We start from the raw sequence: 12,556 nt of genomic DNA, 5'->3' as shown, positions 1-12,556 counted from the left end.
TCAATCCCTCTCTTCTTAATAAAAAGTCATATGCGGTTTCGAATCCTTATAATAACTCAGGCGATCCTCAAGAGTTCCAGTATGAAATTCAAACTTATGTCCATCCGGATCGGTGAAATAGATGGATGCTTTATCCCGTTCATCTCTCGTACGACCTTGAAGGATGTTCACTCCCAAAGCATCCAGCTTCTTATGTAGATCAGGAAGATCATAGGCTTCCACAGTAAAAGCCAGATGCGTATAGGACTGATGGATTTCATTCCGCGGGATATCGGTTTCTTCATTCAAAGCAAGCCACATCCCAGCAAGATCGAAATAGGCAGTCGTCCTACCTTTCACCAACAGCCTTGCATCGAATACTTTCCTATAAAAATCGATCGATCTTTCCAAATCTGAGACAGAGAACATCAGATGGTTCAATCCACGCACTTTCATTACCTTCCCTCCTGATCAATCAGTTTCTCGCACCTATATATTTCTGGGTCAATAGGCCAGCATTGAATACCGAAGAAATCATAACAAAATAAAAGATCATCCTGATTGGGAGGAATTCTTCTTTTCCTGAGAATTCCACGTAATAAAATGAGCCTGCAACAAATAATAGTGCTGTAGCAATAGCTAAGGTCATCTGTGTTTTGAGTGAGCGCATGCTTTCCCTCCTCGAATCATCATGCCATACATTATTTCAAATTTCCAAATATTTCACAAGGATCACTTTTCCATCTATTGTTTAAATAAAACTAAAAAAGATCCGAACCATTAGTTCGGACCTCTCTTATGATGGCATCTACCGCTTCATCAGCATACTCCGCTTTCCGCGGGCACGGCCTCAGCCTCCTCGGCAAGCACAGAACGCTTCCCTCCGGGGTCTTCAGACTTGTGCTGTTCCCGCTGGAGTCTGCGTATGTTGACTTCACTTTATACTCTCGTGACTCATCTTTTTTAAAAAATCGTTAGTCTTCTAATGGGTTCAGGCTTTCCGTTCCTGTCATGCCTGCAATCATTTCTACAAGAAGGTCGATTTCTTCGTCGATATCTTTGATGCTTACCGTTTCTACCGGCGAATGCATGTATCGTAATGGCAGCGAAACAAGACTTACCGGGACGCCTTTCCCTGTCAGACGCATTTTATCTGCATCCGTTCCTGTCATGCGAGGTGTCAATTCATATTGGACATCCATTTTCAGCTTCTTGGCCGTCGCTTCGAGCAACCCATTGATTTTTCGGTTGATTGGTGCACCTTTCGCCAACACCGGACCTCCATCCAGACGTACATCTCCATGCTTATTTTTATCGACATTCGGATAGTCGGTCGCAAAGGTGACATCACAGGCAATCGCCATTGTAGGCTCTACACCTGCTGCCGCGAAGTATGCACCGCCCATGTTTGTTTCCTCATTGACGGTACTTGCAGCGTACACTCCGACGTTAATCTCTTTATCTGACAGGCGACGAAGTACTTCACCGACTATGAATGTACCCGTCCTGTTGTCCAATCCACGACCAGCTATGTAACGGTCCATCAGCACTTCCGGCTCCCGTTTATAGACAGCAAGGTCACCGATCTGGACAAGCTCTTCCATTTCCTGCTTTGATTTTGCTCCGCAATCAATGAAAAGATCACCAAGATCAAAGTCACCCTTCAATCCTCCATGATGCTGGGCATTCACCCCGATGACTCCTGTTACCGTTTTTTGATAACCGAGTACAGTCACTTTCATTCCTACAGCCGCTTTCGGATTTACTCCGCCCATTTTATCGATATGGAGATAGCCGTGGTCATCGATCCGATTGATCACTAATGCAATTTCGTCGCAATGGCCGGCAAGCATGATTTTGAACTCAGCCTCCGGGTTCAATACTGCGATTGCATTTCCGGCGTGGTCGGTGCGGATTTCATCCGCATAGCTGTTCATTTCTTGTATCCACTTTTTCTGAATCTCCATTTCCATGCTGGACGGAGAAGGTGTCTGCAATAATTCCAGTAAAAAATCCAAACGTTGTTGTTCCATGGTCATCCTCCTTTTTTCCTCTGCAACCATCATATCAAAACACGCTCCCCGTTGGTAAGCGTTATCCTTCACAAAGTTCCCATCAGGGTATATAATATAATTACATAATAACCGATAAGAAAGGTTGGTTTTAACGATGAACAGTAGGAGTCAAACGATCCCGCGCCCACTTGTCAGGCTGAATCAATGGACGATCGTAACTGCTGTCTTGCTGACCTGGCTGACATCCTGGCATTACTTTTTACTTGTTCCTTTACTGGCTGGAATATCAGGCTTACTCTTCGATCTCCACCCGGTTTTGTATATAGGAAAAAAGTTCCTGAAAAAGCCGCTTCCATCCTATATTCCAGAAGATAAGCAGCAGCAGCAATTCAATCAAATCATCGCTGTCTTCTGTCTGACGATGGCATACATGGCTTATACCGGCGGATGGATGATCATCGGTCATCTCTTCACTGCTATGGTCTTCCTGGCTGCTTCTATTGCTATCATGGGGTTCTGCGTCGGATGCTTCATCCGTTTTCAATGGCAGCAATATCGATATCGCAAATTGCATAGTGGACGATAGTCACAAAGCTCCCTCATTTGATGGAGCTTTTCTTTTTGATGAGCTTGAAACAGGGACTTTTCGGGTATGCACCAAGGGAGGCTTATTTTAGGAGGAGGAGTTCCATGAAACTGGAAGAATGGTACAACAAAGGCATTACTGCACAGGAATATGTGGACGTTATGGAGGTTCACCGGGAAAACCTCATTCATATATATGAGAATTTTCAACTGGAAGAAAAGGATTATGAGTTGTTCGAGAAATTACGCTCGAAAGAACTGAGAGTCCTAGTACTGACAGAAAGCTGGTGCGGGGACGCCATGCTGAATATCCCGATTTTATTGAGGATTGCTGAAGCAACGAATATGGATGTCCATTTCCTTTACAGGGATCAGAATCTGGAACTGATGGATCAGTATCTCACTAATGGAAAGAGCCGATCGATCCCGATTTTCATTTTCATAGATAAAAACGGCAGGGAAGTTGCAGTTTGGGGTCCACGCGCTAAAACAATCCAGCGTTTCATCAACGAATCGAATGCCGCGCTTCCCCCTAAGGAAGCAAATGATTTCAAAGAAAAACAACAGGAAATGTTCACGTTCCTGACAAGAGCATTCCGTGAGAATCGCGATTTTTGGGATGAAGTCTATTCATGCATCCGCTCGCGTTTGAAGTCTATTGCATAAAACCGGCCCTCTGCGGCCGGTTTTCTTATATTTCCATTTGAATTCGTCCATACTGTATCTTAAAAAGGAGTCCTTCCTAATCATGTACAGTTGGACAAGATTTTACTTCCGGCTTCCCATATTCCTGCGACTGTTCCTGACCGTGATTGTATTCATGGTTTTTTTCGGTGCACTCATCCATTTTATCGAACCTCAGCATTTCCCCACTATTTTCGACGGGATTTGGTGGGCGTTCGTGACAGGGTCCACCGTGGGTTACGGTGATTACGTTCCATTGAGCAATGCGGGACGCATCATAGGCATCTTGCTCATTCTGGCTGGTGGGGGACTGGTAACCTTTTATATGGCTACGCTGTCTGCAGGAACAATCAAGCACGAGAAAGATTTATCCACCGGAAAAGTTGCCTTCAAAGGAAAAGGCCACATTATTCTGGTCGGATGGAATGAACGGACACGGCAATTGATTGAGATCATGCAGCAGCATAATGACCCTGAAGATATCGTATTAATTGATCGGACCATGAGGGAACTTCCCTACAATCAATACCCCGTTCACTTCATCCGTGGGGATGTTAGTGATGATGAGACGCTCCATAAAGCGAATATTTCCTATGCCAAAGAAATACTAATCACCGCCGATCCTTCAATGAGAGAGGAACAAGCCGATCAGGTGGTTATACTGGCGATTGTTGCAATGAAAGGCCTTAACCCTGAATTGAAGATCATTGCGGAAATTCTGACGGAAAAACATTCTGTTAATGCGCGGAGGGCAGGTGCCACAACAGTGATCCGTTCCAATGATTTCATGAGCGCATTGTTTTATCATGAATTACATCGGAATGATCCAGTCAAGCCATTCGAGCTGCTGTTGGAAATCATGACTGAACAGCAATTCCATGAACTTGATCCTCCAGATACGTTGGTTGGAAAGCAGTTCAAAGAGGCGTTGATCCATTACGCCTCTGACAAAGAAACATTGGTAGGAATCATCAGAGATGAACAGTTGAAATTGAATTTATACAGTGATGCAATCATCGAGAAATCAGATCGGCTTGTCGTGTTGACTCCTTTAAGCCAATAGCGTAGCTTCCAGTTCCCGGACAAGCTCCTGACCGACTGCGATATACTTCTCGTCGACGGAAGCATCCGGATCCTGTGGCTCAGAAAACTGATCGAAAGAGGCTTTGATATTTCCCACATGTACATTGTCATCAAGACCACGCTGGTATTTGTGTGACAGGAGAAATGGCTCGCCTATTTTTACGGTTGATGTTGGCGCGTCAAGGGAACCATGCTCCACATCAAATGGCACGCGTAAAAATTGATAACCGACATCATCATCAATTTTGTAGTCGAAACTTCCATGGTCGTAATCCCAGTTGCCGCCTATCACATAACCTAAAGGGCTAAGTTTTGATTCAAGGTCGTGCAGTGAAAATACTTCACCAGTGACTTTCGAAGAGATAGGTATCATTCGAACACTCCTTTTTCGTTAGTTTTACCGTTCTCGATGGAAATATGAATTCATTAGAAAAACTTGGCTTGTCGCCATGCAAATATGGCGAAATCCTCCTTTAATAAAATTAGACTTTCTTAAAGTATAAAAAATGAGGGTGCCCGCAACGGACACCCTCATTTTTTAATTATTTCAAGCGTTTTTCAAGTTCTTCTTTCAAGTCTTCAAATCCTGGTTTACCAAGCAGAGCGAACATATTTTTCTTGTACGCTTCCACACCAGGCTGATCGAATGGATTGACTCCAAGGATGTACCCACTGATGGCACAAGCTTTTTCGAAGAAATACACAAGCTGGCCGAATGTATAAGCGTCAAGCTTCGGCACTTCGATGATCAAGTTAGGAACTTGGCCATCTGTATGCGCAAGCAACGTTCCTTCATATGCTTTTTCATTCACTTCGTCGACAGTCTTTCCAGCGAGGTAGTTCAAGCCATCAAGGTTCTGTGCATCCTCTTCAATCGTCACATCCGATTTAGGTTCATTCACTTTAAGTACAGTTTCGAACAAATCGCGACGACCATCCTGTACATACTGCCCCATTGAATGGAGGTCTGTGGAGAAGTTTGCAGACGCAGGGAAGATTCCTTTTTGGTCTTTCCCTTCACTTTCACCGAACAATTGCTTCCACCACTCTGAGAAGTATTGCAATGCAGGTTCATAGTTCACAAGCATTTCAATTGATTTCCCTTTGTTGTAGAGGACGTTTCTCACAGCAGCGTATTGGTACGCCGGGTTTTCTTCCAATTTTTCTGCACTTAACTCGTGGCTTGCATCTTTCGCACCAGCCATCATCTGATCGATATCGATGCCGCTAGCTGCGATTGGCAGCAGTCCGACAGCTGTCAGTACAGAAAAACGGCCCCCTACATCGTCTGGTACAACAAAGCTTTCGTACCCTTCTTCATCTGCCAGTGTTTTCAGTGCACCCTTCGCTTTATCCGTCGTCGCGTAAATACGTTTACGCGCCTCTTCCACTCCGTATTTTTCTTCAAGGAATTTACGGAAAATGCGGAACGCAATCGCAGGCTCCGTTGTCGTACCACTCTTTGAAATGACGTTGATGGAGACGTCTTTATCTTTCAGTACGTCGAACAGATCATTCAAATAAGGAGCACTGATACTGTTTCCTACGAAGAACACTTGTGGTGTCTTGCGCTGCTCCTTGGAAAGCTCATTGTAGAAGCTATGGTTCAGCATCTCTAGTGCAGCACGCGCTCCAAGATAAGAACCGCCGATACCGACTACTAGCAGAACATCAGAATCATTTTTGATTTTTTCAGCAGATTGTTTGATCCGTGAGAATTCCTCTTTATCGTAATTCTCAGGAAGGTCTAGCCAGCCTAGGAAGTCATTCCCTGGTCCAGTTTTCTGGCGCAATGCTTCGTGAGCAAGCTGCACTGCATCTTCCATGTAAGTAAGTTCATGCTCGCCGAAAAACGGCAGCGCCTTTTTATAGTCAAAGCGAATATGTGTCATCGTATTTCCTCCACTTCCGTACTTAATTTTTCTATAAGCCATTTTCACTTTATCGAAACCGGACGGACAAATCAAGCAAGCGGATGAATGTAAACGGATACATCTGAAATTCGATTGTTATGGGGGTTATTACGGGGTGCGTGGGATTTGTGAGCGGAATTCTGGATTTATGGGCGATTTTCGTACGTTTGTGAGCGGAATTTCGAATTTATGAGCGATAACTGAGATTTATAAGCGAAAATCAGATTTTATGAGCGAACACACAAAAAGACCACCCCAGAATCCAGGGCGGTCATCCAATCATTTAGACATGTGCAGGATTTTTTCAACATCAATGGAGTCAAGCTGGCGGAAATTACCGAATTTACCACGGCGCATCGCACGGTCGACGATCACATCAAATTTATCCAATCCAATGTTGTAGTCATTCAGTCGTTCCGGCGCTCCTATTGAAGACCAGAAGCTGCGAAGGGCAGCGATCCCTTCCTGGGCGACTTCCTCATCTGATTTACCAGCTGCATCCACACCGAACACCTTTACAGCGAAGCGCTTGAATCTCGCTGCATCTTGCTCGACATTGTACTTCATCCAGTTAGGGAACAGAATAGCAAGACCTCCTGCGTGTGGGATATCATAAACTGCTGATACCGCATGCTCGATATTGTGGGAAGCCCAGTCTCCACGATAGCCCATTTGCAGCATCCCATTCAACGCAATTGTTCCTGCATACAGGATTGTTTCACGATGTTCAAAGGATGCTAGGTCATCCAGCAGTTTCGGAGCCGTTTCAATGACGCTGCGCAACACACCTTCAATCATTTCATCCTGGACAGGCGAATTCGTAGGATTATGGAAATACTGTTCCATCAAATGCGTCATCATGTCTACGATGCCGTACACCGTCTGATCTCTTGGCACTGACACCGTGTGTGCAGGATCCAGGATGGAAAATGCAGGATAAGTGTATGGTGAATAGCCCCAGCCATACTTCTCATTCGTCTCCCAATTCGTGATGACCGCACCTGCGTTCATTTCTGAACCTGTAGCAGCCAATGTCAATACAGTTCCAAATGGAAGTACTCCATCCGGTGTAGCTTTCTTCGTTACCAGGTCCCAGGGATCTCCGTCATACTTCGCTGCTGCTGCAATTGTTTTTGTGGCATCGATGACGCTTCCGCCACCAACCGCTAAGATGAAGTCGACCTGTTCTTCTTTGCATATTTTCGCTCCTTCTTTCACTGTGGAAAGTTTAGGGTTCGGTTCGACACCACCAAGTTCAAAGACTTCTACACCGGCTTTCTCGAACTGAGCCAGTACACGGTCATAAATGCCGTTCTTCTTAATACTTCCGCCTCCATACACCATCAAGGCACGCTTCGTACCCGCCGGGATTTCTTCTGGAAGTTTCGTCAATGTATCTTTTCCAAAAATAAGTTTAGTCGGATTTTGAAAAGTAAATGTGTCCATTCGTCGTCTCTCCTTTCGATGCAATACATCACTTATTATGGATGAAATCAGCTGCTCACTCAAAACATCAGCTTCATGTATATTATTTGGAAAATGTGTGATGCTAAACGCGAACATCATCTTACTATTAATGGAGGTAATCACACATGAACCTGATTCAACGGATTGCTTTGACACTAGTCATCATCGGCGCTGTGAACTGGGGCTTGATCGGACTATTCCAGTACGATCTAGTCGCAGGACTATTCGGCGGCGGAGAGCAAAGCGGCGCATTCGCACGAATCATCTATACACTGGTTGGAATCAGTGGAGTCATTGCCATTTCCCTGCTATTCAAACCAGATAGAGAATACGCTGACCGCACAGAACCAACCACATAAGCTTCACCGCTGTAAAGCAATGAGGGACAGTCCCCCACCGCTTTAACGCGATGGAGTGCTGTCCCTCTATAGAACACAGAAAAGCCCGGGCCTATGCAGGCTCGGGCTTTTCTTTAGGATCAAATTAGTTGTTACGGTAAGTGCTCGCGCGGTCTTCAGACTGCTCGATCCACTCTTCAAGCTTATCTTTCAAAGTGTTGAAGCCAGCACTGTTATCTTGCTGAACCTGCTGCTTTTGAGCTTGTGGCTTGCGTGGACGGCGAGCTTCTTTCTTCGGTGCTTCCTGAGTCGCACGGATAGAAAGGGAATACTTGTTGCTTTTCTCGTCGATGTTAAGGATCTTGACCTTAACTTCATCTCCTTCAGAAAGGTGCTCATTGATATCTTTAACGAATCCGTGAGTGACTTCTGAAATATGAACCAAGCCTTGGACTTGATCATCAAGGGCAACGAATGCACCGTATGGTTGAATACCAGTAACTTTACCTTCTAGAACTTGACCTACTTCGAACTTCTCTGCCATGCTATACAACTCCTGATTTATATTATTCGTAACTTTTTACGCAATTATTGATTCTACCATAAAAGTTGTATTATAGCAAAGATATTTAAGGTTACTGCATGGACATATGGGGAACTTTCCACACCCCATCTTCGCGCTGGACCATGCGGAAAGCAAGGCCACCTGTCACCACTTCTCCGTTCTCATTGAGGAAAGTAAATCTTTTTTCCGGATTATTCGGCTCTACATCTTCCGGCCCTTCATCTATATATTCGAGCACATAACCAGTGTCGTGCTCCAAATTTAAATATTTATGCGCATTGTCAAAGCCAAGGAACTCTTCACGCCATTGCTCTTTGTCTTCAGGGTATCCATAATTGTCCTGTTTCATCGTCAGCGCATATACCGTTTCAAAATCATCTTCGTCGGATGCCATCATGTAAAGGCGCATAACGTCGTATGCTGACAATCCTTCCAGAAGAAGGTCGTTTTGTGACTGGCTATAGTTCTCATAAACGTCTTGCAACTCCCCCTGAGGAATCAACGCTATATTATCACGGATTCTATCGTACGGGAACTGTGGCTGGTTTTCAGGATCATAATCACGGTACATCATATCAATAAGTTGACCGTAAATTTCAAAACCTTCTCTTCGCCAGTCATTTTCTTCATACGTCTGTAACGCTGTATTGACCAGTCCGTAGAATTTAGACGTCTGATTTTCATCCAGAAAGTCCTCGAAAACCCCTTCCGCTTCTGCAGGAATTTCTTCTCCCACATTCACACCAGCACTTACAAAGATACTAAGCACCCTTCCAGCTTCACCCGTCAGAATCGCTTGCTGATGATAGGGGTCATCCTTGTTGTATTTCTCCAAGTGCTCTTCAATTTGAAGAAGCACGAACTGACTATCCATCCATGAATGAGATTCATCAGCATCCTGTGAGGCATATAGTACCTCAAGTTCATCTTGAATATCGTAATAAGATTTGAGTTCTTCAGTAATCAACGAGTCATCAAGCTTCTCCAATATCCAGTCGTGGTTGATCATCACCAAGAGCTTAATATCCTTTCCAAGGCTCGGAACTAGTGTGTACCCTTGCTTTTCCAGAACATTCAATGCATGGTTGATTTCCTTTGAAGGCCTGTAGTCTTCACCATTATTTAAAGCTTCAATGATGGTTTCGCTCTCCTGCTGACTAAGCCCTCCCTCACTGCTTACTACCCGCTCCCAATAAGCTTGCATCGAAGGTTTGAAAATTTCCAGCTTGCTAGTGACATCCCTCAGACTGAATGCAAATGAGGTATCTGACCGCCCATCTGCGTTATCCACTGCAATCTTCAGTTCCATTTCAGGCGTCTGGAACCATTCGATGATCGCAAGCTGAGCGTCTTCTATTTTCTCCGGGTCCTCTTCACCCTTATTCACTTCTACTATCCGCTTCGCCTGCTTCACCTCTTCAAACTCAGAGGCATCGCCAACACCTAAAGACTTCTCGAAACGCTCCTTATTCTTATCAAAGGTCTCAATCAGACTTCCTGGAACTTCTTGATTTTGCACTTCATCACCCTGTTTACTGGCATCCTCATTTATATATCCAAGTGAAAGAATGATAAACAAAGCTGCCGCCGCTGCAAGTGCACTCCCATAAGATAGGGCTCTAATCCATGTTGGCCGTTTTCTTTTCGATGGGAGACGATCCATAATTTTATCTTCATCGGTCTCGATTGACACATTGTCATAATCGCATTTCATCGATTTCATCAGTTCTTCGAATTTCTTCTCAGCCATGATTTCGTACCTCCTCTACTGGAGAATTTTCATAAGCTGTTTTCAATTTCGCCTTTGCTCGATGAATCCTTGATTTCACTGCGGACAAGCTTACTTTTGTCGCCTCCGCAATCTCTTCATAGCTCATCTCGTGAAAGTAATACAGTATGATCGGCGTACGATATTTTTCATTCAGTCCTCTTATGAACCCATGCATCTCTGCTTTTTCTTCGCTGGAAAAGTATTTTGCAGTCTCTTCCCGAAAGGTGACTTCGGCATCACGTTGAGCTTTTTTCCATTTTCGACGTTCACGCTGCTGTTTTCGGAAATAATCCCGCGTTACGTTCAGACAGATTTGATAGATCCACGTCGAAAACTTCCCACCTTCATATTTGGAGATATTATTATATACTTTCAGAAAAACTTCCTGTGTGACATCCTGTACTTCATCCGGAAGCAGACCAAATTGGAAAGCGAACTTTTCTACTGTCGATTTATATCGCTGCATTAGAAAACGGAACGCTTCATGGTCGCCATCCTTGACTCGCTTGATCATATTCACCTCATCCATCCCTTGCCCTCCTGTACTTGAACCGGTTCTGCATATGTAACGCACTGTTTTACTGTTTTGTTTCAGAATAAAGAAAAAAACATTTTCTAACAATCCCACTTCCCGTGTTTTATCATCTTTTTTGACAAAAAGAATTTTTTTCTAAAAAAAGTGGTTTATTTTATATCCAAAGTGGCAATATGTAGTATCGTAAGACTTTCTCGTATTCCCCCTGTTAAGCAAAGCGAACGTCCGCTTTGCTTTTTTTATGTGGAAAATAAGTAGATTTGATTTGAATATCCTTATATTTAAGCAGTAATCGAGAGATTTTAATTAGAAAAGCAGCCCAATCAATCAGAAAACGCCAAACTTTAATCAGAATCAGCAATCTACAAACAGCTTATTTCTCATTTTGAAATGCTTTCGATATGATACTTGTAAAGTGAAATTATTGTCAGGAGTGATTCGATGAGTCGTTTTGAAGAAGTGACGGACCGTACAGGAACACGCTCCGTCAAGTGGGATCGAAGCAAATTGTTGTTCACAGGGGAGGATATCCTTCCGATGTGGGTGGCGGATATGGATTTCAAATCGCCACAGCCTGTGCTCGATGCCATCTCTGAACGAGCGCAGCATGGAATTTTCGGTTACACCCTGCCGGATGATGAAGTCCATACTACGATTCAGAACTGGCTGAATCGAAGACATGGCTGGGACATCGACACAGAATGGATTTCCTATAGTCCGGGGGTCGTGCCAAGCCTGTACATGATGATCCAGGCATTTACTGAGGAAAACGATGGCGTACTCATCCAGACACCCGTTTATGCGCCATTTTTCGATGTGATCAAGCGCCACAACCGTAAACTGGTCACAAACGAATTGAAGCGGAATGATACAAGCTATGAAATCGACTTTGAAGATTTTGAGGAGAAAATCGTATCCAACGATGTGAAAGCATTCATTCTATGTAATCCGCATAATCCGGTAGGAAGAGTGTGGACAGAAGAAGAATTGCAGCGGATGGCAGATATTTGTCTCAAGCATGATGTAGTCATCTTTTCAGATGAGATCCATGCTGATATCATCCTGCCTGGCCATAAGCACGTACCGATCGCTACGTTATCCGATCGCATCAACAAACAGACAATTACATGCCTATCTCCGACGAAAACATTTAATTTGGCAGGTCTGCAGGCTTCCTATATCGTCACCGCTGATGCTGAAAAGAAAAAGCAGCTTGATGAGCAGTTCAAGAACAATGGTATGGGAATGCTCAACATCTTCGGTTTGACAGCGTTGGAAGCTGCTTATCAGCATGGTGAGGCGTGGCTGGAAGAGCTCAACGAAACTCTTGAGAGCCATAGAGACTATGTGACGGAACGTTTCCATAAAGAACTGGAAGGTGTCACGGTGATTCGGCAGGAAGGTACCTACTTGATGTGGATCGATTTCAGCGGTACAGGCCTCAGCCATCAAAAGCTGAAGGATTACATGGAGACAGAAGCACGTGTCGGGTTGAATGACGGCAAATGGTTCGGAGAAGGCGGAGAAGGCTTTCTTCGCATGAATCTTGCCTGTCCCCGCAAGACATTAGAAGATGGTGTAGAACGCATCGTACAAGCGTTCAAACGTCTATAATGAACAA

14 protein-coding genes are annotated in these 12,556 nt (G+C 44.3%); 5 read left to right on the top strand and 9 right to left on the bottom strand.

Going from position 1 to position 12,556, the window contains the following annotated elements; genetic code table 11:
* Positions 1-15: 15 nt before the first annotated feature.
* The 3 genes from fosB to ACFQ2J_RS15185 form a co-directional block, all read right to left on the bottom strand.
* A complete protein-coding gene (gene fosB, locus ACFQ2J_RS15195) occupies positions 16-435 on the bottom strand; it encodes a metallothiol transferase FosB (protein WP_386062326.1) in 420 nt (139 codons plus the stop codon).
* Between the two features lie 19 nt (positions 436-454).
* Positions 455-649 (bottom strand): hypothetical protein, encoded by a 195-nt coding sequence (locus ACFQ2J_RS15190; RefSeq protein WP_386062324.1) that lies wholly within the window; start codon positions 647-649, stop codon positions 455-457.
* 304 nt (positions 650-953) lie between these two features.
* Positions 954-2,012 (bottom strand): M20/M25/M40 family metallo-hydrolase, encoded by a 1,059-nt coding sequence (locus ACFQ2J_RS15185; RefSeq protein WP_386062322.1) that lies wholly within the window; start codon positions 2,010-2,012, stop codon positions 954-956.
* Between the two features lie 136 nt (positions 2,013-2,148).
* Here ACFQ2J_RS15185 and ACFQ2J_RS15180 point away from each other — a divergent pair, with 136 nt between their 5' ends.
* From ACFQ2J_RS15180 to ACFQ2J_RS15170, 3 genes are all read left to right on the top strand, one after another.
* Positions 2,149-2,580, top strand: a complete 432-nt coding sequence (locus ACFQ2J_RS15180) for a DUF4395 domain-containing protein (protein WP_386062319.1) — start codon at positions 2,149-2,151, stop codon at positions 2,578-2,580.
* Between the two features lie 104 nt (positions 2,581-2,684).
* Positions 2,685-3,245 carry a thioredoxin family protein gene (locus ACFQ2J_RS15175; protein ID WP_386062317.1) on the top strand — a complete coding sequence of 187 codons (561 nt, stop codon included), beginning with the start codon at positions 2,685-2,687 and terminating at the stop codon, positions 3,243-3,245.
* An 82-nt stretch (positions 3,246-3,327) separates the two neighbouring features.
* Complete coding sequence (locus tag ACFQ2J_RS15170) at positions 3,328-4,326, top strand: potassium channel family protein (protein ID WP_386062314.1); 999 nt, start codon at positions 3,328-3,330, stop codon at positions 4,324-4,326.
* Here ACFQ2J_RS15170 and ACFQ2J_RS15165 read toward each other — a convergent pair.
* From ACFQ2J_RS15165 to ACFQ2J_RS15155, 3 genes are all read right to left on the bottom strand, one after another.
* Positions 4,315-4,719, bottom strand: coding sequence for a YugN-like family protein (locus tag ACFQ2J_RS15165; protein ID WP_386062312.1), 405 nt, complete (start codon positions 4,717-4,719; stop codon positions 4,315-4,317). The genes ACFQ2J_RS15170 and ACFQ2J_RS15165 overlap by 12 nt on opposite strands.
* Positions 4,720-4,888: 169 nt before the next feature.
* Positions 4,889-6,238, bottom strand: a complete 1,350-nt coding sequence (locus ACFQ2J_RS15160; RefSeq protein ID WP_386062309.1) for a glucose-6-phosphate isomerase — start codon at positions 6,236-6,238, stop codon at positions 4,889-4,891.
* 300 nt (positions 6,239-6,538) lie between these two features.
* Positions 6,539-7,705 (bottom strand): iron-containing alcohol dehydrogenase, encoded by a 1,167-nt coding sequence (locus ACFQ2J_RS15155; protein ID WP_386062306.1) that lies wholly within the window; start codon positions 7,703-7,705, stop codon positions 6,539-6,541.
* A 146-nt stretch (positions 7,706-7,851) separates the two neighbouring features.
* Between ACFQ2J_RS15155 and ACFQ2J_RS15150 the strand changes: the two genes are divergently transcribed.
* Positions 7,852-8,085 (top strand): DUF378 domain-containing protein, encoded by a 234-nt coding sequence (locus tag ACFQ2J_RS15150; RefSeq protein ID WP_386062303.1) that lies wholly within the window; start codon positions 7,852-7,854, stop codon positions 8,083-8,085.
* A gap of 124 nt (positions 8,086-8,209) precedes the next feature.
* Here ACFQ2J_RS15150 and yugI read toward each other — a convergent pair whose 3' ends face one another.
* The 3 genes from yugI to ACFQ2J_RS15135 form a co-directional block, all read right to left on the bottom strand.
* Positions 8,210-8,608, bottom strand: coding sequence for a S1 domain-containing post-transcriptional regulator GSP13 (yugI, locus tag ACFQ2J_RS15145; protein WP_386062301.1), 399 nt, complete (start codon positions 8,606-8,608; stop codon positions 8,210-8,212).
* Between the two features lie 91 nt (positions 8,609-8,699).
* Positions 8,700-10,379, bottom strand: coding sequence for a hypothetical protein (locus ACFQ2J_RS15140; RefSeq protein WP_386062298.1), 1,680 nt, complete (start codon positions 10,377-10,379; stop codon positions 8,700-8,702).
* Complete coding sequence (locus ACFQ2J_RS15135; RefSeq protein WP_386062296.1) at positions 10,372-10,929, bottom strand: RNA polymerase sigma factor; 558 nt, start codon at positions 10,927-10,929, stop codon at positions 10,372-10,374. Before ACFQ2J_RS15135 ends, ACFQ2J_RS15140 begins: the two co-directional genes overlap by 8 nt.
* Before the next feature lie 447 nt (positions 10,930-11,376).
* Here ACFQ2J_RS15135 and ACFQ2J_RS15130 point away from each other — a divergent pair, with 447 nt between their 5' ends.
* Positions 11,377-12,549 (top strand): MalY/PatB family protein, encoded by a 1,173-nt coding sequence (locus ACFQ2J_RS15130; protein WP_386062293.1) that lies wholly within the window; start codon positions 11,377-11,379, stop codon positions 12,547-12,549.
* Positions 12,550-12,556 lie beyond the last annotated feature (7 nt).

This window comes from Thalassobacillus hwangdonensis (assembly GCF_042675915.1).
GTDB lineage: Bacteria > Bacillota > Bacilli > Bacillales > Halobacillaceae > Thalassobacillus_A > Thalassobacillus_A hwangdonensis.
Note: the sequence above shows the minus strand (reverse complement) of the source record. Positions and strands in the feature narration are given on the sequence as shown.

What these genes read in the sequence shown, in the direction of transcription:
- fosB (WP_386062326.1), bottom strand. Translation starts at nt 435, where the DNA reads ATGAAAGTGCGTGGATTGAACCATCTGATGTTCTCTGTCTCAGATTTG.
- ACFQ2J_RS15190 (WP_386062324.1), bottom strand. Translation starts at nt 649, where the DNA reads ATGCGCTCACTCAAAACACAGATGACCTTAGCTATTGCTACAGCACTA.
- ACFQ2J_RS15185 (WP_386062322.1), bottom strand. Translation starts at nt 2,012, where the DNA reads ATGGAACAACAACGTTTGGATTTTTTACTGGAATTATTGCAGACACCT.
- ACFQ2J_RS15180 (WP_386062319.1), top strand. Translation starts at nt 2,149, where the DNA reads ATGAACAGTAGGAGTCAAACGATCCCGCGCCCACTTGTCAGGCTGAAT.
- ACFQ2J_RS15175 (WP_386062317.1), top strand. Translation starts at nt 2,685, where the DNA reads ATGAAACTGGAAGAATGGTACAACAAAGGCATTACTGCACAGGAATAT.
- ACFQ2J_RS15170 (WP_386062314.1), top strand. Translation starts at nt 3,328, where the DNA reads ATGTACAGTTGGACAAGATTTTACTTCCGGCTTCCCATATTCCTGCGA.
- ACFQ2J_RS15165 (WP_386062312.1), bottom strand. Translation starts at nt 4,719, where the DNA reads ATGATACCTATCTCTTCGAAAGTCACTGGTGAAGTATTTTCACTGCAC.
- ACFQ2J_RS15160 (WP_386062309.1), bottom strand. Translation starts at nt 6,238, where the DNA reads ATGACACATATTCGCTTTGACTATAAAAAGGCGCTGCCGTTTTTCGGC.
- ACFQ2J_RS15155 (WP_386062306.1), bottom strand. Translation starts at nt 7,705, where the DNA reads ATGGACACATTTACTTTTCAAAATCCGACTAAACTTATTTTTGGAAAA.
- ACFQ2J_RS15150 (WP_386062303.1), top strand. Translation starts at nt 7,852, where the DNA reads ATGAACCTGATTCAACGGATTGCTTTGACACTAGTCATCATCGGCGCT.
- yugI (WP_386062301.1), bottom strand. Translation starts at nt 8,608, where the DNA reads ATGGCAGAGAAGTTCGAAGTAGGTCAAGTTCTAGAAGGTAAAGTTACT.
- ACFQ2J_RS15140 (WP_386062298.1), bottom strand. Translation starts at nt 10,379, where the DNA reads ATGGCTGAGAAGAAATTCGAAGAACTGATGAAATCGATGAAATGCGAT.
- ACFQ2J_RS15135 (WP_386062296.1), bottom strand. Translation starts at nt 10,929, where the DNA reads ATGGATGAGGTGAATATGATCAAGCGAGTCAAGGATGGCGACCATGAA.
- ACFQ2J_RS15130 (WP_386062293.1), top strand. Translation starts at nt 11,377, where the DNA reads ATGAGTCGTTTTGAAGAAGTGACGGACCGTACAGGAACACGCTCCGTC.